Origin of the sequence: Micromonospora sp. NBRC 110009, from assembly GCF_030518795.1 — a bacterium.
Classification (GTDB): Bacteria; Actinomycetota; Actinomycetes; order Mycobacteriales; family Micromonosporaceae; genus Micromonospora.
In genome coordinates this window covers 1,483,562-1,509,032 of record NZ_CP130427.1, presented here as the reverse complement: position 1 = coordinate 1,509,032, position 25,471 = coordinate 1,483,562, and the positions used below count along the sequence as shown (strand labels likewise).

General features: G+C 74.6%; 22 protein-coding genes. 9 read left to right on the top strand and 13 right to left on the bottom strand.

Annotated elements, in window-relative coordinates; all coding sequences use genetic code 11:
* Positions 1–57 precede the first annotated feature (57 nt).
* Positions 58–399, top strand: a complete 342-nt coding sequence (locus tag Q2K19_RS07145) for a PadR family transcriptional regulator (RefSeq protein WP_302768652.1) — start codon at positions 58–60, stop codon at positions 397–399.
* Between the two features lie 6 nt (positions 400–405).
* On the opposite strand, the gene Q2K19_RS07140 is transcribed toward Q2K19_RS07145, so the two are convergent.
* From Q2K19_RS07140 to deoC, 10 genes are all read right to left on the bottom strand, one after another.
* Positions 406–1,074, bottom strand: a complete 669-nt coding sequence (locus Q2K19_RS07140; protein WP_302768650.1) for a permease prefix domain 1-containing protein — start codon at positions 1,072–1,074, stop codon at positions 406–408.
* Between the two features lie 56 nt (positions 1,075–1,130).
* Positions 1,131–3,020: a thiol reductant ABC exporter subunit CydC gene (gene cydC, locus Q2K19_RS07135; RefSeq protein WP_446839762.1), complete on the bottom strand. Its 1,890-nt coding sequence runs from the start codon at positions 3,018–3,020 to the stop codon at positions 1,131–1,133.
* A 134-nt stretch (positions 3,021–3,154) separates the two neighbouring features.
* Positions 3,155–4,831, bottom strand: coding sequence for a thiol reductant ABC exporter subunit CydD (gene cydD / locus Q2K19_RS07130; RefSeq protein ID WP_302768649.1), 1,677 nt, complete (start codon positions 4,829–4,831; stop codon positions 3,155–3,157).
* Positions 4,828–5,835, bottom strand: coding sequence for a cytochrome d ubiquinol oxidase subunit II (locus Q2K19_RS07125; RefSeq protein WP_302768647.1), 1,008 nt, complete (start codon positions 5,833–5,835; stop codon positions 4,828–4,830). The genes cydD and Q2K19_RS07125 overlap by 4 nt, the downstream gene beginning before the upstream one ends.
* A gap of 11 nt (positions 5,836–5,846) precedes the next feature.
* Positions 5,847–7,094: a cytochrome ubiquinol oxidase subunit I gene (locus tag Q2K19_RS07120; RefSeq protein WP_302768644.1), complete on the bottom strand. Its 1,248-nt coding sequence runs from the start codon at positions 7,092–7,094 to the stop codon at positions 5,847–5,849.
* A gap of 102 nt (positions 7,095–7,196) precedes the next feature.
* The gene (locus Q2K19_RS07115; RefSeq protein WP_302768642.1) at positions 7,197–8,102 is read right to left on the bottom strand and encodes a M56 family metallopeptidase; all 906 of its coding nucleotides are present in this window, start codon (positions 8,100–8,102) and stop codon (positions 7,197–7,199) included.
* 10 nt (positions 8,103–8,112) lie between these two features.
* Positions 8,113–8,544 (bottom strand): BlaI/MecI/CopY family transcriptional regulator, encoded by a 432-nt coding sequence (locus tag Q2K19_RS07110; RefSeq protein ID WP_302768639.1) that lies wholly within the window; start codon positions 8,542–8,544, stop codon positions 8,113–8,115.
* Between the two features lie 205 nt (positions 8,545–8,749).
* A complete protein-coding gene (locus Q2K19_RS07105) occupies positions 8,750–9,574 on the bottom strand; it encodes an aldehyde dehydrogenase family protein (protein ID WP_302768637.1) in 825 nt (274 codons plus the stop codon).
* Complete coding sequence (locus Q2K19_RS07100; protein ID WP_302768635.1) at positions 9,567–10,997, bottom strand: aldehyde dehydrogenase family protein; 1,431 nt, start codon at positions 10,995–10,997, stop codon at positions 9,567–9,569. The genes Q2K19_RS07105 and Q2K19_RS07100 overlap by 8 nt, the downstream gene beginning before the upstream one ends.
* Before the next feature lie 5 nt (positions 10,998–11,002).
* Positions 11,003–11,962, bottom strand: a complete 960-nt coding sequence (deoC, locus tag Q2K19_RS07095) for a deoxyribose-phosphate aldolase (RefSeq protein ID WP_302768632.1) — start codon at positions 11,960–11,962, stop codon at positions 11,003–11,005.
* A 123-nt stretch (positions 11,963–12,085) separates the two neighbouring features.
* On the opposite strand from deoC, the gene upp reads away from it, so the two are divergent.
* Positions 12,086–12,718 (top strand): uracil phosphoribosyltransferase, encoded by a 633-nt coding sequence (gene upp, locus Q2K19_RS07090; RefSeq protein WP_302768629.1) that lies wholly within the window; start codon positions 12,086–12,088, stop codon positions 12,716–12,718.
* Between the two features lie 141 nt (positions 12,719–12,859).
* On the top strand, positions 12,860–13,540 hold the full coding sequence (locus Q2K19_RS07085) for a GOLPH3/VPS74 family protein (protein ID WP_302768626.1): 681 nt from the start codon (positions 12,860–12,862) through the stop codon (positions 13,538–13,540).
* Positions 13,541–13,603: 63 nt separating this feature from the next.
* On the opposite strand, the gene Q2K19_RS07080 is transcribed toward Q2K19_RS07085, so the two are convergent.
* A complete protein-coding gene (locus tag Q2K19_RS07080; protein ID WP_302768623.1) occupies positions 13,604–15,271 on the bottom strand; it encodes a phospho-sugar mutase in 1,668 nt (555 codons plus the stop codon).
* A gap of 49 nt (positions 15,272–15,320) precedes the next feature.
* Positions 15,321–17,354, bottom strand: a complete 2,034-nt coding sequence (locus Q2K19_RS07075; protein ID WP_302768622.1) for a serine/threonine-protein kinase — start codon at positions 17,352–17,354, stop codon at positions 15,321–15,323.
* 208 nt (positions 17,355–17,562) lie between these two features.
* Between Q2K19_RS07075 and Q2K19_RS07070 the strand changes: the two genes are divergently transcribed.
* Positions 17,563–19,146: an acyl-CoA mutase large subunit family protein gene (locus Q2K19_RS07070; RefSeq protein WP_302768620.1), complete on the top strand. Its 1,584-nt coding sequence runs from the start codon at positions 17,563–17,565 to the stop codon at positions 19,144–19,146.
* 631 nt (positions 19,147–19,777) lie between these two features.
* On the top strand, positions 19,778–21,037 hold the full coding sequence (locus Q2K19_RS07065) for an amidohydrolase (RefSeq protein WP_302768617.1): 1,260 nt from the start codon (positions 19,778–19,780) through the stop codon (positions 21,035–21,037).
* Here the strand turns inward: Q2K19_RS07065 and Q2K19_RS07060 are convergent.
* Positions 20,994–21,971 carry a DUF4349 domain-containing protein gene (locus Q2K19_RS07060; protein ID WP_302768615.1) on the bottom strand — a complete coding sequence of 326 codons (978 nt, stop codon included), beginning with the start codon at positions 21,969–21,971 and terminating at the stop codon, positions 20,994–20,996. The two genes, Q2K19_RS07065 and Q2K19_RS07060, sit on opposite strands and share 44 nt — an antisense overlap.
* Positions 21,972–22,093: 122 nt before the next feature.
* Here Q2K19_RS07060 and Q2K19_RS07055 point away from each other — a divergent pair, with 122 nt between their 5' ends.
* Genes Q2K19_RS07055 through Q2K19_RS07040 form a run of 4 tightly spaced genes read left to right on the top strand, consistent with a single transcriptional unit; the run spans position 22,094 to position 25,445 of the window.
* Positions 22,094–22,720: an MBL fold metallo-hydrolase gene (locus Q2K19_RS07055; RefSeq protein ID WP_302768611.1), complete on the top strand. Its 627-nt coding sequence runs from the start codon at positions 22,094–22,096 to the stop codon at positions 22,718–22,720.
* A 3-nt stretch (positions 22,721–22,723) separates the two neighbouring features.
* Positions 22,724–23,662 carry a coiled-coil domain-containing protein gene (locus Q2K19_RS07050; RefSeq protein WP_302768610.1) on the top strand — a complete coding sequence of 313 codons (939 nt, stop codon included), beginning with the start codon at positions 22,724–22,726 and terminating at the stop codon, positions 23,660–23,662.
* A gap of 43 nt (positions 23,663–23,705) precedes the next feature.
* Complete coding sequence (locus Q2K19_RS07045) at positions 23,706–24,449, top strand: SCO6745 family protein (RefSeq protein WP_302768608.1); 744 nt, start codon at positions 23,706–23,708, stop codon at positions 24,447–24,449.
* A 36-nt stretch (positions 24,450–24,485) separates the two neighbouring features.
* Complete coding sequence (locus Q2K19_RS07040; protein WP_302768606.1) at positions 24,486–25,445, top strand: GNAT family N-acetyltransferase; 960 nt, start codon at positions 24,486–24,488, stop codon at positions 25,443–25,445.
* Positions 25,446–25,471: the final 26 nt, after the last annotated feature.

The following is a 25,471-nucleotide window of genomic DNA, read 5'->3' as shown; positions in this document are numbered from 1 at the left end:
GGCCGGGAGCCGCACCCCGGTGGCGTCCCGGCGGGTGGACAAGTAGCGTTACTACACATGAAGGCCCAGGCGCTGCACGGACACCTGGACGCGCTGCTGCTGGCGGTGCTGGAACAGGGCGAGCTGCACGGCTACGCGATCATCGAGGCGCTCCGGGCCCGCAGCGGCGGAGCCCTGGACCTGCCCACCGGCACCATCTACCCGGCGCTGCGCCGGCTGGAGCGTGCGGGCTACGTGGCGAGCTCGTGGAGCACCGTCAACGGCCGGGAACGGCGCACCTACCAGCTCACCGACGCCGGCGTCCGGGCGCTCGCCGGCGAGCGGGCCGGCTGGCGCGAGTTCAGCGACACGGTGGGCCGCTTCCTCGGCGCCGGGCAGCCGCCCGCGAGCCCCGCCTGAGTGGCGTCAGCAGGTGGCCAGCCAGCAGCGGGCCGCCCGGGCGAGCGCGAACCAGCCGGCGCTGACCACCACCGCGCCGATGAGCATCGGGGGCCAGGTCAGAGCCCCGTCCCAGAGGGTGACGGACCAGCCGAACAGCGCGCTGCCGGCGACCGCCCCACCGGCCAGGCCGCCGGTCAGCCCGTAGCCGACCGCGCGGGTCAGCCGGGGCAGCCGGGACGACCGGTACCGGGCGGCGAGGAGGCCCAGCAGCAGGCCGGCCAGCGCCAGCCCGGCGACCAGGATCCAGATCCCGCTGAGCGAGGCGTGGAGGAGCACGAAGCCCTCCGGCGGCCGGGGCCCGTCGCTCCAGCTCGACCCCTGCCAGGTCAGGTCGCCGCCGGCCATCAGCACCACCGCCACCGCCAGCGCCCGCAGCGCCAGCCCGCGCAGCGCCCCGGCCGCCAGCTCGGCCTGGTAGCCGGGGGCGAGCTGGGCGGGCGTGCCGAACTCGGCCACCGCCCGCCGCTCGGCCTCCGCCGGCGGCAGGCCACCCTCCCGGTACGCCTCGACGGCGTCCTGCAACGCGTGCCGCGCCTCGGTCACCAGGTCGGCCTTGAGCCGGGCCGGGCCACGCAGCCGGCCGGCCAGCTCGTCCAGCCGCTCCTCAACGAGCACGTCCCGGTCCCCCTGCATGGCACCACCCTGCCACCCCGCGCCGCCGGCCGCGTCCGGGAATTCCCCGGAGACGCTCAGGGGGCGAGGGCCAGGTAGCCGCGCTCCGCCGCCTCCTGGAGCAGCCACTGGTCGCGGTACCAGCCCGGCCGCGCCACCAGCTCGGCGTGCCGGCCGCGCTGGGTCACCCGGCCGGCGTCGAGCACCACGATCTCGTCCAGCCCGGCCAGGCCGCTGAGCCGGTGGCTGATCAGCAGCACCGAGTGTCCGGCCGGGGTGGCGGCCAGCGCCGAGGCGAGCACGGCGTCCGCGGCGGCCGGGTCGAGCCCCTCGGTCGGTTCGTCCAGCACCAGCACCGCCGGGGCGGCCAGCAGCGCCCGGGCCAGCGCGAGGCGCTGCCGCTGGCCCCCGGAGAGCTGCCCGCCCTCCTCGCCGACCACGGTGTCCCAGCCGTCCGGTTGGGCGCGTACCCAGTCCAGCAGGCCGGCCGCCCGGGTCGCCGCGGCCAGCTCCGCCTCGTCGGCGCGGGGCCGGCCGAGCAGCAGATTCTCCCGGACCGTGGCGTGGAAGACGTACGCCTCGGCGAGCAGGCCGCCGATCGCCCGGGGCAGCTCCTCGGGCGGATACGCGGAGACGTCGACCCCGTCCAGGGTGACCCGGCCGGTGTCCGGCCGCACCGTGCCGGTGAGCACGGCGGCGAGGGTGCTCTTGCCCGCGCCGCTGGGCCCGACCACGGCGACCCGACGGCCGGCGGGCAGGTCGAGGCTCACCCCGTCCAGGGCCGGCGGGGCACCCTCGCGGTACCGCACGGTCACCTGGTCGAACCGCACGTCGGGCCCGGCCGCCACCGCTCCCGTGACCGCGGCCGGCCCGGCGGTGGCCCGCGCGGCGAGATTCGGCCCCGCGGTGGCACCGGCGGGGATCGGCCCGGTGGTGCGCCCGGCGGGGGCGGGCCCGGTGGGGGCGGCTTCGGCGCCGGTGAGCAGGGCGGCGACCCGGGCGAGGCCGGCGCGGAGCTGGGTGCGCTGGCGGGCGGCCCCGACCAGGGCGAGGGAGATCTCCACCGCGGCCAGGGTGCCGACGGCCAGGACGCCGACCAGCACCCCACCGACCCCGGCGCGCAGCGCCACGGCGACCACGGCGGCGGCGGTGAGCCCGCCGACCAGCACCCCGGCCGCGTCGACCCCGAAGCCGGTCGCGGCGAGGCGGCGTTCCAGCCGGGCGAGGCGGCGGGCCCGCCCCTCGGCGGCGGCCAGCGCCGTGCCGGTCGCACCGAAGGCGGCCAGGTCGGCGGCGCCGTGGGTCAGGTCGATCGCGTCCACGGCGAGCGCGCCGCGCAGCGGGGCGACCTGGTCGGCGGCTTGGCGGGTGAGCACGGTGGCCAGCGCCGGCAGCGCCACCCCGGCCACCAGCAGCCCGGCGGCGAGCACACCGGCCGCCGGGGGTGAGATCAGCGCCGCCGCGCCGACGGCGAGCAGGCTCACCAGCGCGGCGGCCGCCCCCGGTACCAGCACCCGCAGCAGCAGGTCCTGGACCGCCTCCACGTCGGAGACCAGCCGGCTCAGCGCGTCGCCGGTCCGCTGGGCGGCCCCGTCCCGCCGGGCGGCCAGGCTGGCGAAGACCCGGGCCCGGACGTCGGTGATCATGCGGAGCACGGCGTCGTGCCCGGCGAGCCGTTCGGTGTACCGGAACACACCCCGGCTGACCGCGAGCGCCCGGACCGCGACGATCGCCACCGTCAACCGATCCAGCGGCGGCCGGCCGGCGGCGCTCATCAGCAGCCACGTGGCGGTGGCCATCAGGGCCAGCCCGGCGAACTCGGTGGCCGCGGCGAGCAGGCCCGCCCCGACCAGCCGGCCCAGGTACGGCCGGGCCAACCGGAGCACCACCCGCTCGGCGCGCCGGCCGCCCGGGGCAGCGGGCTCCGGGACGGGAGTGGTCGCCGGGGCGGGACCGTCCGGCAGCAGCTCGGGCGGGTTCGCCTCGGCGGCCGTCGGCACGCCCGGGTCGCGGCCGGCCGGCGTCATCCCGTCCCGGGACACCCCACCCGGCACGCCCCGGACCGGCTGGTCGGGACGCTCCGGCACGGTGGGTCCGTCGGTCATCGCGTCACCTTCCCGGCCGGTGCCGGGGTCAGCTCGGTGACCCGACCGTCCTCGACCCGCAGGATCCGGTCGGCGTCCGCCAGCAGCGCGGGCCGGTGCGCGACCAGCAGTGCGGTACGCCCGGCGACCAGCCGCCGGGTGGCGGCCAGCACGATCGCCTCGCTGGCGGTGTCCAGCCGGGCGGTCGGCTCGTCCAGCAGCACCAGCGGGGCGTCCCGCAGGAACGCCCGGGCCAGCGCGACCCGCTGCCGCTGTCCGCTGGACAGGCCGTGCCCGCGCTCGCCGAGCGTGGTGGCCAGCCCGTTGGGCAGGGCGGCGACCACCTCGTCCAGCGCGGCGTCGGTGACCGCCCGGGCGAGCGCGGCGTCGGGGGCGTCCGGCGTGCCGAGGCGGATGTTGTCGGCCAGCGACCCGGCGAAGAGGTGGGCCCGCTGCGGCACCCAGGCGAGCTGCCGCCGCCAGGCGTCGAGGTCGACCGCGGCGAGGTCCACCCCGTCGACGGTGACCCGGCCGGCGGTCGGGCTGACGAAGCCGAGCAGCAGGCCGAGCAGCGTGCTCTTGCCGGCGCCGCTGGGCCCGATGACGGCGACCCGCTCGCCGGGCCGGATGGTGAGGGTGACGTCCCGCAGCGCGGTGGTCCGCTCGTATTCGACCGTGACGCCCTCGAACCGGAGCTCGCCGTGGCCGTCCGGCGCCGGGCCCGTGCGGGCCGGGGCGGCTGCCTCCGGGCCGGCCGCGAGGGTGAGCGCCTCGTCCAGCGCGGTGAGTCCCTCCATGCTGGCGTGGAAGCGGCTGCCCGCCGCCCGCAGCGGCAGGTACGCCTCCGGGGTGAGCAGCAGCACCAGCAGCGCGGTGGAGAGGGTGATCCCGCCGCCGAGCAGCCGGATGCCGACCGGCACCGCGACCAGCGCCACGGAGAGGGTGGCGACCAGTTCGAGGACCAGCGCGGAGAGGAACGCGATCCGCAGCGTCTTCATGGTGGCCTGCCGGTGGCCGTCGGCCATCCGGCGCACCACGTCGACCTGGGCCCGCGCCCGGCCGAACGCGCGCAGCGTGGGCAGGCCGGCCACCATGTCGAGGAAGTGCCCGCCGAGCAGGGACAGCCGCCGCCACTGCCGTTCGGTGGCGGCCTGCGCCTGCCAGCCGAGCAGCGCGCCGAAGACCGGGATGAGCGGGATGGTCAGCGCGATGATCAGCGCCGAGCTCCAGTCGGCGAGGACGATCCGGGCGAGCACCGCCAGCGGCACGGTCACGCTCAGCACGAGCTGGGGCAGGTAGCCGGTGAAGTAGGGGTCGAGCGCGTCCAGGCCGCGCCCGGTGAGGGTGGCGAGCTGACCGGCCCGCTGGCCGGCGACCCAGGTGGGGCCGTGCCGGCCGACTGCGCGAAGCAGGTCGGCGCGGAGCGCCGCCTTCACCGTCGCCGCCGCCCGGGCCGCCACCGTGCCCTGCGCCCAGCTCACCAGCGCGCGGGCGGCCACCGCCGCCGCGAAGCCGGCCAGCGCGGGCCGGTGCAACCGCCCGTCGACCGCCGTCGCCAGCAGGGTGGCCAGCGCGGTGGCCTGCGCGACCACCAGCAGCGCGGTCAACCCGCCGAGCACCGCGAGCACGGCGAGGTCGCGTCGGGCCGCGGGGACCCGGCGCAGCAGCCGCGGGTCGAACGGGCGGCGGTTCACCAGTACACCGGTGCCCTGCCGTCGGTCCGTCCCCGGAACACCCACCAGCACATCGCCTGAAAGCCTAGTAGGGCGGGCAGGAGCGGCAGCACGAGCCAGCCCAGCAGGGACAGGGTCGGTCCGCTCGCCGCGGCGTCGGCGACGGTGAGCGAGGCGGCCGGGTCGACGGTGGAGACCAGCACCCGCGGCCAGAGGGCCGCACCGACCAGCGCCACCGGCAGGGCCAGCGCCGCGCTGGTCGCCGCGAAGGCCACCCCGGCCCGGCCCCGGCCGAGCGCCGCGCGGGCCGCCAGCAGCGCCGTGACCAGCGCCAACGGCAGGAGTACGGCGACCGCAGGGCGCGCCACGGCCTCGCGTACCCGGTCGGAGAACAGGCCCAGGACGGCGGCCGCGGCGACCGCGGTGAGCGCCGCCGGCACCAGCTTGCGGGCCATCCGGGCGACCGGGGCGGCGTCGGCGGCCGGCAGCCGGAGGGTGAGGAAGGTCGCACCCTGCACGGCGACCAGCGCCAGCATCGCCAGCCCGGCGGCGGCCACGAACGGGGTGAAGAGGTGGCCGGTGCCGGCGAGGTGCCGGTCGGCGGTCAGCGGTACGCCCTGGAGCAGCCCGCCGAGCAGAGCACCCCAGCCGAGCGCGGCGAGCACGCTGCCGGCCACCACCACCCGGTCCCAGGCGGTACGGGCCGCCCCGGCGCGAGGCCGACTGCGCAGCTGCACCCCGGCCGTCACCAGCACCACCCCGGCCAGCGCGCCGAGCACCGCCGGGTAGAGGCCGGAGAGGAGTTCGCCCTCCAGGGTGGGGAAGGCGCCGAAGAGGATGCCGACGGCGGCGACCAGCCAGACCTCGTTGCCGAGGAAGAACGGTCCGACGGCGTTGAGCGCGGCCCGGCGGGCCGCTGGGGTGGCGCCGCGGGCGAGCAGCAGGCCGACGCCGTAGTCGTAGCCGCCGAGGACGAGGTAGGTGGCGAAGAAGAGGCCGAGCAGGGCGTACCAGGCGAGTTCCACGGCGGGCTCCCTCAGGCGAACACGGGGTGGGGGTGGGCGTCGGTGTCGGGCGCGGGCGGGCGGCCGAGCGCGGGGTCGGCCGCGCCCCGGGCGGCGTGCCGGGCCAGCAGCACCCAGTTGGTGACGGCGAGGGTGCCGAGCAGCAGGGTGAAGCCGACCAGCGAGGTGAGCATCAGCCCGCTGCCGACCGGCGAGACGGCCTGCCCGGTGGGCAGCAGCCCGTACGCGACCCAGGGCTGGCGGCCCACCTCGCGGGCGATCCAGCCGAGGATCACCGCCACGAAGGGCAGCGGCAGGGACAGCGCGATCAGCCAGAGCGGGAAGCGCAGCCGGATGACCCGGTCCCGCCAGAGCAGCGGCAGCAGGAGCCAGACGCAGCCGAGGGTGAAGCCGATCAGGATCATGAAGCCGAGGCCGACGTTGGAGAGGGTCGGCGGGAGGTAGTCGCCGGGCCCGAACTTCGCCGTCCACTCGGCGACCAGCGCGTCCCGGTCGGCGCCGCCGCCGAACTTGGTGGGCTGGAGCTGCCCGACCGGGCCGAACTGGGCGAAGCCGAAGCCCTGCAGGGTGGTCACGGCGAGCGCCGCGGTGACCAGCCCGAGTCGCAGCGACTTCCGGAAGAGTACGAAGTCCGGGGTACGCCGGATCAGGTGCCAGGCGCTGACCGCGGCCATCAGCATGCCGCCGGTGACCAGACTCGCGGAGACCACGTGCCCGAAGGCGAAGCCGAGGGTGGGGTTGGTGAGCAGCGCGCCGAAGTCGGTGAGGTGGGCGACCCCGTCACGGACCTCGTAGCCGACCGGGTGCTGGAGCCACGCGTTGGCCACCATGATCCAGAACGCCGAGGCGTATGCCGTGATCGCCACGCCCCACAGCAGCGCGAGGTGGACGCCCCGGCGCAGCCGGTGCCAGCCGAAGATCCACATGCCGAGGAACGTGGACTCCAGGAAGAACGCCACCAGCGTCTCGATGGCCAGCGGCGCGCCGAAGACGTTGCCGACGTAGCGCGACAGGCCGCTCCAGTTCAGCCCGAACTGGAACTCCATCACGATGCCGGTGGCGATCCCGAGCACATAGTTGATCACGTAGAGCTGGCCCCAGAAGCGGGTCAGCCGCTCGTAGACCGGCTTGCCGGTGACGAAGCCGGCCGTCTGCAGCCCGACCAGCAGGGTGACCAGGCCGAGGGTGACCACCACGAAGAGGAAGTGGATCGAGGTGGTGGTGGCGAACTGCAGGCGGGCGAGGAGCAAGGGATCCATGGCGGTTCTCCCACGGGTTGACTCGCTTGTCATAGGGAGCCTACACGTAGCTTGACTACCTATCGGCCCGGCCGTCGCCGAGGCGACCCGGCCGCCGGGCGGTCAGCTCAGGAAGAGGCAGATCGGCAGGGCGGCCAGGGTGGTCGCGACGGCCAGCGCGGTGGCCCCGAGCACCCGGGGCGGCCGGTCGGGGATCATCAGCCGCTGCACCCGTACGTCGAGATCCCGGTCGCCGATGCCGAGCGCGCCGGCCGGGGTGATCCGGTGGCCGGCGGCGGCGAACCGGCGCAGTGCCCCGGCGAGGGGCTCCTCGGCGTGCAGCTCGCGGGCCTTGTCGTCGGCGCGCATCTCGACCAGCAGGGCGACCCGTTCGTGCGCGTGCCGCACCCAGCGGAGCCAGGGCAGCGCCCGGCGGAGCGCGGTGAACGGCAGCAGCACCAGGTCGTGCCGCTCCTGGGCGTGCGCCCGTTCGTGGGTGAGCACCGCCTCCAGCTCGGCCCGGTCGAGCAGGCTCAGCGTCCCGGCGCTCACCACGACCCGGGGCTTCACCCCGGGCAGGCAGTACGCCGCCGCGCTCGGATGGTCCAGCACCAGCGCGCCGGGGAGGGTCGGGTCCCGGCGGGCCACCAGGCTGAGCAGCTCCCGGTGCCGGCGCTGGGCGCGGACGCTGCCGTGGATGCTGCGCACGGTCGTGGTCAGCAGCACCGCGCCGATGCCGAAGCCGACCCCGACCAGGCCCAGGTGGACCGCGCCCAGTCCGGCCGGCAGGTGGCCGTGCAGCAGGTCGTTCCCGAGGGCGACCAGGGCGCTCCCGGTCGGCCGGTCGTACGCGGCCAGCCCGACCGCAATCGGCACGCCCATCGCGGAGAGGCCGAGCGCCAGCCCGACCGACTGCCAGCACAGGATCGCCACGCGCGGGGCGCGCCAGGTCCAGGTCGAGGCGGCGAGAACCTGCGCGGTCAGCCAGCAGGCCAGGATGGTCGCGGCGAAGTGCACGGCGTACGCCACGGCGGCCGCCCTACCGGTCCGTCGCCTCGTCGGCCAGCGCCGGGCGCCCGGCCCGCGGGTCCTCGACCCGGTCGGTCAGCCCGGCCTCGGCGCTGAGCGCCGCCCGCAGCACGTCGGCCTCGGTGCCGGTCACCGACCGGGCGAAGCGCACCAGCGCGGCGTCCCGGCTGCCGCCGAGGTCGAGGGCGTCGAGCATGAGCTGGGCGATGTGCGCCTCGCGGCTGGCGGCGGGCCGGTAGCGCCAGGCCCGCCCCTCGCGTTCGCGCTGCACCATGCCCTTGCCGGCGAGCCGGTCCAGCACGGTCATCACGGTCGTGTAGGCCAGCTCCCGCCCGTCGAGGGCGTCGGCGACCTCGCGCACGGTCACGCCGTCCGACGTGGCGGGGACCGAGTCCCACAGCACGTCCATCACCGCACGTTCGAGATCACCGAGCCGAGTCACCCGCCAATCCTACCTCGCGTAGTAGGTGGCCCCGCGGGGCGGCGTGGACTACCCGATCGCCCAGCCGGCCAGGGCAGCCCCGCACCCGGCCGGCGCCGGACATGATCGACACCGGTTCGGCGAGGTCGCGCCGCCGGCGAGGGCCGGAAACGGCAGGAGTGGCCGGCCGGGGATCGGCGGCCACTCCTGCCGGGAGCGACGAGGGTCAGACGCCCTTGGGGTGCCAGACGGTCTTCGTCTCCAGGAGCGTGGTCATCCGGGCGAGGCCCGGGTCGGCGGACCAGTCGTGGTCGGCCGGCGCCGGCCGGAGCACCCGCTTGAGGTTCTCCGCCGCCTTGACCTCCAGGTCCACCGCCAGCTCGGCGTCGGTCACCCCGGTGAGGTCGATCGCGTTGACGTCCATGTGCGAGGCCAGCGTCGGCACGGTCTCCGACAGCCGGCCGGTGAGGACGTTGACCACCCCGCCGGGCAGGTCGGAGGTGGCCAGCACCTCGGCCAGCGTCACCGCGGCCAGCGGCGCGGCCGGCGAGGCCGCCACCACCACGGTGTTGCCGGTGACGATCGCCGGCGCGATCACGCTGACCAGGCCGAGCAGCGCCGGCGCCTCGGGGGCCACCACGGCCACCACGCCGGTCGGCTCGGGCGCGGACAGGTTGAAGTACGGCCCGGCGACCGGGTTCGCACCCCCGTACACCTGCGGGAGCTTGTCCGACCAGCCGGCGTACCAGACCCAGCGGTCGATCGCCGCGTCGACCTCGTCGGCCGGCACGCCGAGCGCGACGAACTGCTCGCGGCGGCCCTCCAGCATCTCGGCGACCCGGTAGAGGATCTGACCCCGGTTGTACGCGGTCGCCCCGGCCCAGCCCTTCACGGCGGCCCGGGCGGCCAGGACCGCGTCGCGCGCGTCCTTGCGGGAGGCGAGTACGACGTTGGAGTCCTGCACGATGTACGACCGTCCCGACTCGCTGCGCGGGAACTTCCCGCCGATGAAGAGCTTGTACGTCTTGCGTACCGCGACCCGCTCAGACATTGAGGTACGCCTCCAGCCCGTGCCGGCCGCCCTCGCGACCGTAGCCCGACTCCTTGTAGCCGCCGAACGGCGAGGTGGGGTCGAACTTGTTGAACGTGTTGGCCCAGACCACGCCGGCGCGCAGCCGGTCGGCCATCCACAGGATCCGGGAGCCCTTGTCGGTCCAGATCCCGGCCGACAGCCCGTACGGGGTGTTGTTGGCCTTCTCCACGGCCTCGGCCGGGGTGCGGAAGGTCAGCACGGACAGCACCGGGCCGAAGATCTCCTCGCGGGCGATCCGGTGCGCCTGGGTGACGCCGGTGAAGATGGTCGGCGCGAACCAGAAGCCGCGGTCGGGCAGCTCACACGGCGGCGACCAGCGCTCGGCGCCCTCGGCCGAGCCGGCCTCGGAGAGTTCCCGGATCCGGGCCAGCTGGGCGGCCGAGTTGATCGCGCCGATGTCGGTGTTCTTGTCCAGCGGGTCGCCGACGCGCAGCTGCGCCATCCGGCGCTTCAGGGACTCCAGCACCCGGTCGGCGACCGACTCCTGGATCAGCAGGCGCGAGCCGGCGCAGCAGACGTGCCCCTGGTTGAAGAAGATGCCGTTGACGATGCCCTCGACCGCCTGATCGATCGGCGCGTCGTCGAAGACGATGTTGGCCGCCTTGCCGCCCAGCTCCAGCGTGAGCTTCTTGCGGGTGCCGGCGACCGAGCGGGCGATGGCCTTGCCGACCTCGGTGGAGCCGGTGAAGGCGACCTTGTCCACGCCCGGGTGCTCGACCAGCGCCCGGCCGGTGTCGCCCGCGCCGGTGACGATGTTGACCACGCCGGCCGGCAGGTCGGCCTGCTGGCAGATCTCGGCGAAGAGCAGCGCCGTCAGCGGGGTGGTCTCGGCCGGCTTGAGCACCACGGTGTTGCCGGCGGCCAGCGCCGGGGCGATCTTCCAGGCCAGCATGAGCAGCGGGAAGTTCCACGGGATGACCTGCGCGGCCACGCCCAGCGGCCGGGGGTTCGCCCCGAAGCCCGCGTGCTCCAGCTTGTCCGCCCAGCCGGCGTAGTAGAAGAAGTGGGCGGCGACGAGCGGCACGTCGACGTCCCGCGACTCCTTGATCGGCTTGCCGTTGTCCAGGGACTCCAGCACGGCCAGCTCGCGGGAGCGCTCCTGGATGATCCGGGCGATCCGGAACAGGTACTTGGCCCGGTCGCGGCCCGGCATCGGACCCCAGACCTTCTCGTACGCCTTCCGGGCGGCGCGGACCGCCCGGTCCACGTCCTCGTTGCCGGCCTCGGCGACCTCGGCGAGGACCTCCTCGGAGGCCGGGTTGATCGACTTGAAGTTGCCGCCGTCGACCGGGTCGACGAACTTCCCGTCGACGAAGAGCCCGTACGAGGGCTTGATGTCCACCACCGAGCGCGACTCGGGGGCGGGTGCGTATTCGAACATCGCGCTCAGTCCAGGGTGAAGTAGTCGGGACCGGAGTAGACGCCGGTCTTCAGCTTGGTGCGCTGCATCAGCAGGTCGTTCAGCAGGCTGGACGCGCCGAACCGGAACCAGTCCGGGTCCAGCCAGTCCGCGCCGACGGTCTCGTTGACCATGACCAGGTACTTGATCGCGTCCTTGGTGGTCTTGATGCCGCCGGCCGGCTTCACGCCGACCTGCCGCCCGGTGGCGGCGCGGAAGTCGCGGACCGCCTCCAGCATCACCAGGGTCACCGGCATGGTGGCCGCGATCGGGACCTTGCCGGTGGAGGTCTTGATGAAGTCGCCGCCGGCCAGCATGGCCAGCCAGGAGGCCCGCCGCACGTTGTCGTAGGTGGCCAGCTCGCCGGTCTCCAGGATCACCTTGAGGTGGGCGTCGCCGCAGGCCTCCTTGGTGGCCACGATCTCGTCGTAGACCTCCTTGTAGCGGCCGGCCAGGAACGCGCCCCGGTTGATCACCATGTCGATCTCGTCGGCGCCGGCCGCGACGGCCGCCCGGGTGTCGGCGAGCTTCACCTCCAGCGGGGCCTGGCCGGAGGGAAAGGCGGTCGCCACGCTGGCCAGGTGCACACCGCTACCGGCCAACACCTCGGCCACGTACGGGACCATCGCTGGGTAGACGCAGACCGCGCCGACGTGCGGACAGGACGGGTCGGCCGGGTCGGGACGCAGCGCCTTGGCGGCGAGCGCCCGCACCTTGCCAGGGGTGTCGGCCCCTTCGAGGGTGGTCAGGTCGACCATCCGGATGGCCAGGTCGATCGCCTGGGCCTTCGCGGTGGTCTTGATGGAGCGGGTGCCGAGTTGTGCCGCCCGCTGCTCCGCGCCGACCTGGTCCACGCCGGGCAGGCCGTGCAGGAAGGTCCGCAGAGCGGTCTCGGATCGTCCCAGCTCGGAGAGCTCCGACCGGGCCGACGTCGCTGTCGCCGTCATGCCACGAATACTACGCACCCGCGCGCCGAGTGATCTTGGTCACGTCGGGCCGACCGTGAGCGGGGTCGCTGGTCACCCCGCACCTGCAGTGCGCCGCACTCCGGACCGGTAGGTTGAGCGATCGTGGACGTACTCGTCATTGACCACCCGCTCGCCCAGGCGCGGCTCACCGCCATGCGGGACGCCCGGACCGACTCGGCGAACTTCCGGGCCGCACTGCACGAACTCACCACGATGCTGGTGTACGAGGCCGCGCGCTCGTTCCCGATCGAGAAGTACCCGGTGCAGACCCCGGTCACCGGCGCCGAGGGCACCCGGCTGGCGAACCCGCCGCTGCTGGTGCCGGTGCTGCGGGCCGGTCTCGGCATGGCCGACGCCGCGCTCGGGCTCCTCCCCGAGTCGTCGATGGGCTTCGTGGGCCTGGCCCGCGACGAGGAGACGTACGAGCCGCGCGCGTACATGGAGTCCCTGCCCCGGGACCTGACCGGCCGGCCGGTGCTGGTCCTCGACCCGATGCTGGCCACCGGCGGCTCGTTGGAGCACAGCTGTCGGCTACTGGCCGCCCGCGGCTGCACCGACATCACCGTGCTCTGCGTCCTCGCCGCGCCGGTCGGCATCGAGCGGCTGGCGCAGAGCGGCCTGCCGCTGCGCCTGGTCACCGCCTCGATCGACGAGGGCCTCAACGACCGGATGTTCATCGTCCCCGGCCTCGGCGACGCCGGCGACCGCCAGTTCGGCGGCATGCCCCGCTTCTGACCCCGCATCGCTGCGGGCAGATTCCCGGAAAGAGGGCTCATCCCGCACGGAACCAGCCCTCTTTCCGGGAATTTGGCGGGCGCCGGGGACGCGTGGGCGAGTCCGTGCGCGGGGTGCGGGGAGGCGCTACCGTTCCGGGCCATGACTGGTGTTGCGCTCGCCGAAGAGCTGCTGCTCCTCGCCTATGACGACGAAACCGGCAAGGCGACCATGCCCCGGATCAGCCTGGACCTCGGCATGGCCGCCGCGGTGCTGGTCGAGCTGGCCCTGGCCGGCCGGATCGCCTACGCCGAGGGTTCCCTCGCGGCGGTCGACCCGACCCCGACCGGCGAGCCGATCGCCGACGACGTCCTCGCCCGAATCGCCGCCGACACCCCGCACACCCCGTCCTCCTGGGTACAGCGGCTGCGGCACGGCCTGCGCGACCGGATCCTCGGCGACCTCTGCGGCCGGGGCGTGGTCCGGGACGTCGACGAGACCGAGCTCGGCTTCATCCACGTGCACCGCTACCCGGTCGCCGACGCCTCGGTCGAGGCCGACATCCGGGGCCGGCTGGCCGAGGCGCTGACCGGCGGGCAGGTCCCCGACGAGCGGACCGCCGCGCTCGCCACGCTGGTGGCCGTGCTGCGGATGGAACCGGCCCTCGGCCTGACCGGCACCACCGCCGAGGAGGCCGGCACGCGACTGCAGGAGATCGCCGCCAGCGCCGGTTTCGCCGGCACCGTCAGCCTGGACGACTCCGTTGTCCGCCCCTCCGTCAGCCTGGTCATCGCCGCCCTGGCCCAGGCGGTCGACGCCGCCCTCGGCAAGCGCGCCTCGTAACGCCTGCGGTACGGCAGGGCCCCCGGTCGACGAGCAGCTGTCCAGCGGGAGCCCTGCCTGCGCCTACCGGCCGAGGGCGGCCGCGATCTCGGTGCGGAGAGACGTGATCGCGGTCTGGGCGCGGCGCCGGGCCGCGGGGATGTCGCCGTCGGTGACCGGCTCCACCACCTCCAGGTACGCCTTGAGCTTCGGCTCGGTGCCGGAGGGGCGGATCACCACCCGGGCCGCGTCGGTCCGCAGGATCACCACGTCCGCCCTCGGGAGCAGGTCGGACGCCTCGGTCACCGGGTGCCCGAGCAGCGAGGTCGGGGTGGTCGTCCGGATCCGGGTCATCATCTCCGCGATCAGCCGCAGGTCGTCCACCCGGACCGAGAGCTGGTCGGTGTGGTGCACGCCGAACTCGGCGGCCAGCTCGTCCAGCCGGTCGCTGAGCGTCCGGCCCTTCGCTTTGAGGCCGGCGGCCAGCTCGGCGACGGTCAGCGCGGCGGTGATGCCGTCCTTGTCGCGGACGTGCTCCGGGGCGACGCAGTAGCCGAGCGCCTCCTCGTAGCCGAAGACCAGCGGCTCGGTCCCGCCACCGGCCCGAACGATCCACTTGAACCCGGTCAGCGTCTCGTCGTACGGCAGACCCCGGGCGGCGCACATGGACCGGAGCAGGGAGGACGACACGATGGTGGTGGCGTAGAGCCCGGTCACCCCGCGGCGCATCAGGTGGTCGGCGAGCAGCGCGCCCACCTCGTCCCCGCGCAGCATCCGCCAACCGTCGGCCCCGTCCGGCACGGCCACCGCGCAGCGGTCCGCGTCGGGGTCGTTGGCGATGGCGAGGTCCGCGCCGATCGTGCCGGCCAGCGCGACCAGCTTGTCCACCGCGCCCGGCTCCTCCGGGTTCGGGAAGCTGACCGTCGGGAAGTCCGGATCCGGCTCGGCCTGGTCCGGCACCACGCCCGGTACCGGGAATCCGGCGTGGGAGAAGGCGGCGGTGAGCACCGCGCCCCCCACCCCGTGCAGCGGGGTGTAGGCCACCTTCAGGTCGCGTGGACCGGTCGGGTCGACCACCGCGGCGGCGCGCTCGACGTACGCGGCGACCAGGTCGTCGCCGAGCACCTCGCCGGGCGGGCCGAGCGGCACCTGCGTCAGCGCCCCGACGGCCCGGATGGCCGTCTCGATGCCGGCGTCGGCCGGCGGCACGATCTGGGCGCCCGCGCCCAGCTCCCCGCCGAGCGCGGCGCCGAGGTAGACCTTGTAGCCGTTGTCCTGGGGCGGGTTGTGGCTGGCGGTGACCATCACGCCGGCCACCGCGCCGAGGTGGCGCACCGCGTACGCGAGCACCGGGGTGGGCAGCGGGCGGGGGAGCAGCAGCGCCGGGCGACCGGCGCCGGTGGCGACCTGGGCGGTGCGCTCGGCGAAGGCCCGCGAGCCGTGCCGGGCGTCGTACCCGATCACCAGCGGACCTGTGCCGCCCTGGTCGGCGAGCCAGGTGACCAGCCCGGCGGCGGCCTGGGTGACCACGGCGAGGTTCATGCCGTTCGGGCCGGCCCGCAGCGGGCCGCGCAGCCCGGCGGTGCCGAAGGTCAGCGGACCGGCGAACCGGTCGGCCAGCTCCGGCGCGCTGCCAGGCAGCCCGTCGAGGACGACGCGCAGCTCGTCGCGGCTGGCCGGGTCGGGGTCGTCGTCGAGCCACCGCCGGGCCTGTGCGCGAAGTTCGTCAAGATCAGTGGTATCCGCCGCCATTGCCTCTTGATAGCACGGCGGCGGATCACCACGGTCCGTCGGCCTCGGTTCAGTTGGCCGAGGCGAACTGGAACGACCTGGCCATCGCGTCGAAGATCGGCCGGCTGGCGGCGAAGTTGGCGTCGTTGGCGGTCAGGTAGAACGAGTAGACCTTGCCATCGTGCACCACGCCGCGCCACACGCCGTGTCGCTTGGTGTCGCCGTCGCCGCAGGTGTACTCGAACTCGGCCGCCGGCTTGCCGGCCAGCGTCGTCTCCGTCATCGCCAGCTGGTCGTACGGCTCGGCGCAGGACTTGCTCTTGGTCCGCAGGTTGCGCGAGGCGAACTCGGCCCAGCCCTTCGAGTCGCCCTGCCAGCCCTCGGCGAGGATCCGCACCTTCCGACCGTCCTGCTGCGGGTCGACGAAGTCGACGAAGACGCCGCCGGTCTTCTTGTCCCAACCCTTCGGCACCTGGAGGGTGACGCCCTTGACGGACTGTTCCTCCATGTCCACCGGTGACGAGGCCGGGGCGGTGGCGGTGGGCAGCGAGGTCACGATCGGCGGCGGGCCCGGGTCGTCGCCGCCGGAGAGGGCGAACACCCCGATCAGCAGCAGCACGGCGACGCCGCCCGCCACCGCGAGCTGCACCTTGCGCGGCCAGCCCTTGACCGTGTCGACGAGCTGGCCGCCGACGCCCTTGGCCTTGCCGGCGCCACCGCCGGCCGGCGCCGCGGCGGGGGTCGCCCACGGTTGGCCGGTACCCGGCACCGACCACTGGTTGCCGCCGTACACCGGCTGGGTGGCGTCTGCGGGGCGGCCGTACACCGGCTGGGTGGCGTCTGCGGGGCGGCCGTACCCCGGCTGGGTGGCGTCCGGGTAGCCGGCCGGGACGCGCTGGGTGGCGTCCGGCGAGATCCGTTGGGTGGCCTCCGGGGCGCCGGTCGCGGGCATGGCGCCCGTGGGGGTGTGCAGCGGCCCGGCCAGCGCGTCGGCGCTGGTCTCGTCGAGCGCGGCGCCGCCGGCGGCGGACGCCGACTCGGGGCGCTCGCCCCGGCGCAGGGCGGCGAGCCGGTCGGTCAGCGACTCACCCGGCCCGATCATCGCCCGGCCACCGATCTGCCCGGTCGGCTTCGGCTCCGGGGTCGCGACGGGCGGCGGCGTGGCCGGCCGCTGCACCGGCACCACCGCGTACGGGTCGGTGACCGAGTTGACCGCGGTGGCGTTGCTGGTCAGCGGGCCGGCGAGCAGCTCGCGCAGCATGGCCCGGGCGGTGTGCACGTCGAGCCGGCGGGCCGGGTCCTTCTCCAGCAGACCCATCAGCACCCGGGTCAGCGGGCCGCTGCGCTGGGGCGTGGCCGGCTCGTCCTCGACCACGGCGTACATCGTCTCGATCGGATCGCCCTTGTCGAACGGCGGGCGCCCCTCGACGGCCGTGTAGAGCGTGACGCCGAGCGAGAAGAGATCGCTGGGCGGGCCGAAGTCCCGGCCCATCGCCCGCTCGGGCGAGATGAAGTGCGGCGAGCCGAGCACCATGCCGGGCGTGGTCAGCTGCACGTCCGTGGGCATCCGGGCGACGCCGAAGTCGGTGAGCACGCAGCGGCCGTCGGAGCAGATCAGCACGTTGGCCGGCTTGACGTCGCGGTGCAGCACGCCGATCGCGTGCGCCACCTCCAGGGCGCCGAGCAGGGCAATGCCGATCTTGGCGACCGCGCGGGGCGGGACCGGCCCGTCCTCGATCACCATGTCGGCCAGACTGCGCGCATCCAGCAGTTCCATGACGATCCAGGGCCGGCCGCCCTCGGTCACCACGTCGTACACCTGGACCACGGCGGGGTGCTGGATGGCGGCGGCGGCGCGGGCCTCACGGAGGGTGCGCTCGTACATCGCGTCGCGGTCGCTGGGGGCCAGTCCCGGGGGGAGGACGACCTCCTTGACCGCGACGTCGCGGCGCAGCAGCGTGTCTGTGGCACGCCAGACCGTGCCCATGCCGCCGTTGCCCACGGGCGAGCGCAGGGAGTAGCGACCACCGATGGTGGTGCCGGGTGCCGCGCGTCCAGTGGGGGGACTGATCGGTCCGCCGCTCCACGTCGGGATCTGAGTCACAGAAAAGCCACCGGGGGATATCGAGGGGGCTGGGACACAACCCCCCTATCTTGCTGGTTCCGACGGCCGATGCGAAACCCGACGCGGCGGACCTTTACCTACTCGACCGTATGTGTCCAGGTACTCACCCCTCGCTCGACCCCCACCGTCACCGCGGTGTGCGGAATCCCTCACTCATCGATGCCCGGTCGCGTCCTACCATCCGGGGATGAACGAACGGCGGTCAAGCGAGTCGGGCTTCCCGATCAAGGGCGTGTACACCGCGGCGGACCTGCCCGGGGAGCTGGCGGAGCGACTCGGTGCCCCCGGCGAGTTCCCGTACGCCCGCGGGGTCTACCCGACGATGTACACGTCGCGCCCGTGGACCATGCGGCAGTACGCCGGCTTCGGCACGGCCACCGAGTCCAACGCGCGCTACCACCAGCTGCTGCGGGCCGGCACCATGGGCCTCTCCGTCGCCTTCGACCTGCCCACCCAGATGGGCTACGACTCCGACGACCCGATCGCGCACGGCGAGGTGGGCAAGGTCGGCGTCGCCATCGACTCCATCGAGGACATGCGGCTGCTCTTCGACGGCATCCCGCTGGACAAGGTCTCCACCTCGATGACCATCAACGCGCCCGGCTCGGTGCTGCTGCTGCTCTACCAGCTGGTGGCCGAGGAGTCCGGGGTGCCGGGCTCGGCGCTCAACGGCACCATCCAGAACGACATCCTCAAGGAGTACATCGCCCGCGGGACCTACATCTTCCCGCCGAAGCCCTCGCTGCGGCTGGTCGCCGACACCTTCGCGTACTGCCGCACGGAGGTGCCGAAGTGGAACACCATCTCCATCTCCGGCTACCACATGGCGGAGGCCGGCGCGACGCCCGCGCAGGAGATCGCGTTCACCCTGGCCAACGGCGTGGAGTACGTCCGGGCGGCGCTCGCCGCCGGGCTGGCGGTGGACGACTTCGCGCCCCGGCTGTCGTTCTTCTTCGTCGCCCGGACCACGCTGCTGGAGGAGGTCGCCAAGTTCCGGGCGGCCCGGCGGATCTGGGCCCGGCTGATGCGCGACGAGTTCGGGGCGAAGAACCCGAAGTCGATGATGCTGCGGTTCCACACCCAGACCGCCGGCGTGCAGCTCACCGCCCAGCAGCCGGAGGTGAACCTGGTGCGGGTGGCGATCCAGGGCCTCGGCGCGGTGCTCGGCGGCACCCAGTCGCTGCACACCAACAGCTTCGACGAGGCGATCGCGCTGCCCACCGAGAAGGCGGCCCGGCTGGCCCTGCGGACCCAGCAGGTGCTGGCGTACGAGACGGACCTGACCGCCACGGTCGACCCGTTCGCCGGGTCGTACGTGGTGGAGGCGATGACCGCCGAGATCGAGGCGGCCGCTGACGAGCTGATGCAGCGGGTCTTCGACCACGGTTCGGCGGTGGACGCGATCGAGGCCGGCTTCCAGAAGCGGGAGATCGAGCAGTCCGCGTACCGGATCGCGCAGGAGATCGACTCGGGCGAGCGGGTGGTGGTCGGGCTCAACCGGTTCCAGATCGACGAGGAGGAGCCGTACGAGCCGCTGCGGGTGGACCCGGCGATCGAGGTGGCCCAGGGGGAGCGGCTGGCCAAGCTGCGCGCCGGGCGGGACTCGGGCGCGGTCGAGCGGGCCCTGGCGGAGCTGCGTACCGCCGCCGAGGGGAGCGGGAACGTGCTCTACCCGATGAAGGAGGCGCTGCGCGTCCGGGCCACGGTCGGCGAGGTCTGCGGGACGCTGCGCGACGTGTGGGGGACGTACCGGCCGAGCGACCGGTTCTGACGGCTCCGGGGGCGGTCCGCGGCGCGGGCCGCCCTGGTCTGTCCGGATCGCGTCTGACCTGGGCGGACGATCTCGTCACGGCGGCCGTGGCGGCGTACAGTCGATGGTCTCCCCGCATGCGGGCGGGGGCGGCGACGGCTCGGTGCGGACCTCCCGGGCGACGACGCCCGGCCCGTCCGTCCGGTCGTTGGGGCAGTGGGGCCCGTCGCCCGGGTGCGTGTGCGGATCGGGAATGCGGGTAACCCGATCGGTGATCGGGACGGACAGCGTGTGCGGTCGGACTCCCGACCACCATGTCACCCTCGGGGGTCGCCCGACAGCCGAGCGTTGTCACGCAATTGTCCGAGCGGCAGTTAATTGCCGCGACTAATGCGACAATTCGGAACGGCGGCCCGGGTTTTGGTGACCGTTGAATCGGTTACGCGTTGTAGGAGGTGTGGGGCAGATGACGTCGTTCAACCGCGATCTACCTGCTGTCCCGCAGATTTTGGAACCCTCCCACCAGGGGATTCGTGACGCTGTGCGGTCCGACCGCTACCCGAAAGATGTTGCGCAGCGTCACCGGCGGAGGTCTAGGCTGTCTGCTGTTCTCCCCGATGATCCATCCATCTCTAGTGATCGAGAATTCGACGTGACGAGTGCGTTGACGCTGCCTTCGAGCAGCCCACTGGCGTCGTCCTGGCCGACGACGCCAACCGGGTCCCAGTCCCTGCCCTTCGAGCTGGACCACCTGCTCGCCCTGCGGGTACCCGGGCTCATCGCCACCCGCCGTCACATCCACTCCCACCCGGAGCTGTCGGGCGAGGAGTTCGAGACGGCCGCCCTGATCCACCGGGAGCTCTCCCTCGCCGGGCTGAAGCCGCGGCTGCTGCCCAAGGGCAACGGCGTCATCTGCGACATCGACGGGCGCCCGGACGGCCCGGTGATCGCGCTCCGCGCCGACATCGACGCGCTGCCGCTGACCGACCCGAAGGACGTGCCGTACCGGTCCACGGTCGACGGGGCCTGCCACGCCTGCGGGCACGACGTGCACACCACCGTGCTGCTCGGCGTCGGCATGCTGCTCGCCCAGCTCGCCGACCTGGGCGAGCTCGACGGCCGGATCCGGCTGATCTTCCAGCCGGCCGAGGAGATCCTGCCCTGCGGCTCGCTGGAGGTCATCGAGGCCGGCGGGCTGGACGACGTGGTGCAGATCTTCGCCGTCCACTGCGACCCGAACCTCCCGGTCGGCAAGGTGGGCCTGCGCGTCGGCCCGATCACCGCCGCCGCCGACAACGTCACCGTCCGGCTCACCGGCCCGGGCGGGCACACCGCCCGCCCACACCTCACCGTGGACCTGGTCGACGCGCTCGGCCGGCTGGTCACCGAGGTGCCGGCCCTGGTCAGCCGCCGGGTGCCGGCCAACAGCGGACTGCTGCTGGTGTTCGGCCACGCGTCGGCCGGCACCCGCTACAACGTCATCCCCTCCGAGGCCTGCGCCGCCGGCACCCTGCGGGTGATGGACCGCGACACCTGGGAACAGGCCCCGAAGATCGTGGCGCAGGTGGTCCGGGACGTCATCGCCCCCACCGGCGCCACGGTGGACCTGGAGTACCTGCGCGGCCGGCCGCCGGTCAGCAACGACGCGCGCGCCATCGGCGTGCTCACCGCCGCCACCGCCGCGGCCCTCGGCCCCGAGGGGATCGCCGAGACCCCGCAGAGCATGGGCGGCGAGGACTTCTCCTGGTACCTGGAGCACGTGCCGGGCGCGCTCGCCCGCCTCGGGGTCGGCCGGAACGGTCCCAACGTGGACCTGCACCGGGCCTCCTTCGACGTGGACGAGCGCGCCATCCCGGTCGGCGTGCGCCTCATGGTGCAGACCGCGTTGCGGGCAGTGGCGGCGGCCCGCTAGGCGTCGGGCCACCCACCGGACCGGCCGGTGCCGGCACCATCGGCGCCGGACCGGCCGGCGGCGTCCGCCGCGCCCGCCGTCGGCGCGACCACCACACCAGCAACGCCACCGGTACGCCGATCACCATCACGAACGGCAGCACCGCACCCAGCACGGTGAGCGCCACGTTCAGCGAGCCGAGGAACGCCTCCCAGCCGCCCCGCAGCCCGACCAGGAAGCCCAGGTCGCTCTCCTTCGCGGCGGTCGACGCGTCGGTGCCGAGGAACGTCACCGTGATCGTGGAGAGTGCGGTCAGGTCGGCCAGCCGGCGCTTCTTCGCCTCCAGCGAGGCCAGGTCGGCCTCCCGCCGGCCCACCTCGTTCTCCAGGGTGACCAGCTCGTTGATCGAGGTGGCCCGGGCGAGCAGCTTCCGGGCGCTGTCCACCCGGGCGCGCTGGGTGGCGATCCGGGCGTCCAGGTCGACGGTCTCCTCGGTGACGTCCTCGGTGCGTACCTCGCGCCGCTCCTGCCGGCCGAGCCGGGCCAACTGGTCGATGACCGCGGTGAACCGGTCCGCCGGCACCCGCAGGGTCAACTCGGCCCGCGCGTCCGCCGACTCGCTCTGCCGCTGGTCGCCCCCGACGAAACCGCCCGCGGCGGTCACCGCCGCGGTCGCCTCCCGGGCCGCCCGTTCCACGTCGTCCACCCGGACCTGCATCGTTCCGGTGTAGATGATCGACCGCTGGTCGACCCGCAGGTCCGCACCGCCGGTCTGGGCCGGAGCCGCCTTGTCCTGGGCCACCCCGGCGCCGGCGTCCCCGCCCGCCGCCGGGGCCGCGCCGGAAGTCCCGGCGTTGTCGCCGCCGCCGGCACTGCACGCCCCCGCGGCCAGCACCGCCATCACACCCAGCGCCACCAGCAGCACAGCGCGGCGGCGTCCTCCTCTTTTGCTCATCTCCCCGCTCCGATCCTCGGCGGCCCCGCCACCGGGGCCGATACGTCGGACGCGACGCGCAGTCGCGCCGGTTCCGGCAGACTGCGACGAGGACGTCACGATTCGATAATCGAGGAGTCACGATGCAGGTCACCAAGTACGCCCACTCCTGCCTCCGGATCGAGCACGACGGGGGAGTGCTCGTGGTGGACCCCGGTGTCTACAGCGAACCCGAGGCGCTGGACGGGGCGGACGCGGTGCTGATCACCCACGAGCACCCGGACCACGTGAACGTGGAGGCGCTGACCCGGGCGCTGGACCGCCGGCCGATCCCGGTCAACGGGCCGGCCTCGCTCGCCGGTGTCCTCGGCGACGCCGCCGACGCCCTGGTCGTGGTGGCGCCGGGCGAGTCGTTCACCGCCGCCGGGGTGGCCGTCCGGGCGTACGGCGGCCAGCACGCGGTCATCCACCCGGACATCCCGGTGATCCAGAACCTGGGCTACCTCTTCAACGACGTGGTCTACCACCCGGGCGACTCGCTCGTGGTTCCCGACGTCCAGGTGGACACCCTCTTCGCCCCGATCCACGCGCCCTGGAACAAGTTCTCCGAGGTGGTCGACTTCATCCGGGCGGCCGCCCCGCGACGGGCGTACGCGCTGCACGACGGGCTGCTCAACGCCAACGGCTTCGGGGTGCTCGACCGGCAGTACGCCGCGCTGTCGAACACCGACTACCGCCGCCTGGAACCGGGCACCCGGATCGACGCCTGAGCGATGCCCGACCCCTCCCGTGAGCTGGTCCAGCGGCTCTATGCGACGCCGCCGGACCGGTTCGTCGCCGCCCGGGACGCCGCCGTCGCCGAGGCCCGCCAGGCCGGCGACCCGAAGGCCGCCCGGGAGATCGGCCGGCTGCGCCGGCCCACCGTCGCCGCCTGGCTGGTCAACCTGCTCGCCATCCGTCGGCCCGAACTGGTCGCCGACCTGGCGCAGCTCGCCGAGTCGCTCCGCAGCGCCCAGCGCGAACTGCGCGGCGCCAAGCTCCGCGAGCTCTCCGCGCAGCGTCGGGCGGTGGTGGGCGCCCTGGTCGCCGAGATACGCAAGCTGGCCGCCGCCGAGCCGGCGGCCCCACCCGCCGGGAAGCTCCCGCTGGCCGAGGTCGAGGCGACGCTCAACGCGGCGCTCTCCGACACCGAGGTGGCCGAGCAGATCCGGGCCGGCCGGCTGCTCCGGGCCACCCACTACGCCGGCTTCGGCGAGGTGCCCCGGCCGCAGCTCCGGCTGGTCACCGGGGGCGTCGAGGAGCCACCCACGCGGGACCGGGCGGCCGAGCGGGCCGAGGCCCGGCGGACCCGCGACGAGCAGGCCGCCGAGCGCGCGGCCCGGGCCGAGCGGGCGAAGCGCCGCCGCGCGCTGGAACGCGAGCTGGCGAAGGCCCGGGACGACCAGCAGGGGGCCGAGCGGGAGCTGACCGGGGCGGCCCGCGCCGAGCAGGACGGCGCCGCCACCCTGGACCGGATCGAGACCGAGCTGGCCGAGCTGGAACGCCGACGGGCGGTCGCCGAGCAGGAGCTGAGCCGCGCCAAGCTGGCCCGGCGGGGCGCGGAACGGCAGCTAACCGCGGCCCGTCGGCGTACCGGTGAGGTGGAGGCCGCGCTGGAGGCGCTCGACGCCGAAGAGGGGGATGCCGCAGCGAGTGGTCAGCAGGCAGACTGACCGTGATGGATGACCACGGTGGACGGACGGCGGTGCCCCGCCGATGACCCCGGAGCAGGTCGCCGCCGCCAGCAAGCCGCTGGCGCTCGAGCTGGGGGAGGCCTTCGCGCGCTGCCCGGCGACCCTGCGCCGGGCCCGGCTGCTCGGCATCTCCGGGTGGGCGTTCTACATCACCGGCCGGGCCGGCGCGCTCGGCGACGTCCGCGCCGAGACGGTCGCCGCCGCGCTCGGGTTCATCGCCCCGGACGCGGTCGCCGACGGCTGGGACGCGGCGGTGCGGACCGTCCCGCCGCTGGCGGTGGCCGACGCGAACCTGGCCGAGTGCTGCCGCTGGGGCACCGAGCGCCTGGGCGACGCCCCCGAGGCGCCTCGGCTGGCCGGCCTGCTGGAACGGGCGGTCGAGGCGGCCGACGGCAGCGGGATGCCGCTCTTCGCCGCCTGGCGGGCCATGCCGGTCCCGGACCACTCACCGGGGGCCCGGGCGGCGGTCGGGCTGCTGCTGCTCCGCGAGCACTTCGCCGGGGCGTACCTGCTGGCGGTCCGGGCCGCCGGGATGACCCCGCTGGAGGCGGTGCTGGCCGGCCCGGAGGGGGAGGCGGGGGCCGCGGCCTGTGGCTGGTCGCCCCCGTACCCGCCGGTGGGGCCGCTGGTGCGGCAGCGACTCTGGGCCGAGGCGGTGACCGACCGGCTGGCCTCGGCCGCGTTCCGGGCGCTCGCCCCCGGCGAGGGCGCCGAGCTGCTCAACCTGCTCACCACCACGCGGCTGCACCTGCGCGGGGATAAATGAAGGGCGGAGTGGACGGGGGCCTGCCAGGATCGCCGCGTGACGCTTCCCGCCGGCTGGACCGCCCGCCGCCCCACCCTCGCCGACGTGCCCGCGATCCTGAAGGTGGTGCACGCGGCCGACACCTTCGCCGTCGGCTACCCGGACTTCGACGCGGAGGACGTCCAGGACGCCCTGACCGCCCCCTTCGTCGACCCGGCTCAGGACTCCTGGCTGGTCACCGATCCGGACGGCACCGCGGTCGCCTGGACGATCATGAGCAACCCGACCGGCGTCGGCCGGGAGTTCGTCGAGGTCTACGTCGACCCCGACCGGGGTGCCGACCTGCGCGCCCCGCTGCTGGACCGGCTGCTCGACCGGGTCGCCGAGCGGGCCGCCGAGCGGGGCCTGCCCGCCCTCGCCGTCCGCACCGCCGTCTTCGCGCCGGAGACCCGCTGGGCGGCCGAGCTGGTCGAGGCGGGTTTCCACCGGGTCAAGCGGTACCTCCGGATGACCCGCTCCCTGGCCGACCTGCCCGCCGCGCCGCCGCCGCCCGGGGTGACGGTCCGGCCGCTGCGCCCCGACGACGAGGCGGACCTGCGGCAGTTCCACCGGATCTTCGACACCGCCTTCCGGGACACCCCCGACTACGAGCCGCTCGACTTCGAGCGGTGGCGGGAGCTGCTCCCGTCGTCCGGCAAGGTCTGGGACGAGTGGTTCGTCGCCGAGGTCGACGGCGTGGCCGCCGGCGGGCTCCAGTCGTCGGACCAGGCGCTCGACCACGACATGGGCTGGGTCCGGACGCTGTCGGTGGTGCCCGGATACCGACGGCGCGGGGTGGGCGCGGCGCTGCTGCGGCGGGCCTTCGCGGTCTACGCCGCCAAGGGCCGGGCCGGTGCCGGGCTCGGGGTCGACCTGGCCAACCCGACCGTCCCGATCACGCTCTACCGCTCGGTCGGGCTGGCGGAGGAGCGCTGGACCGACATGTACGAGCGGACGGTCAGCGCCACGGATGTGTGATAGGCGACCCGCTGCGGGGTCGCCGC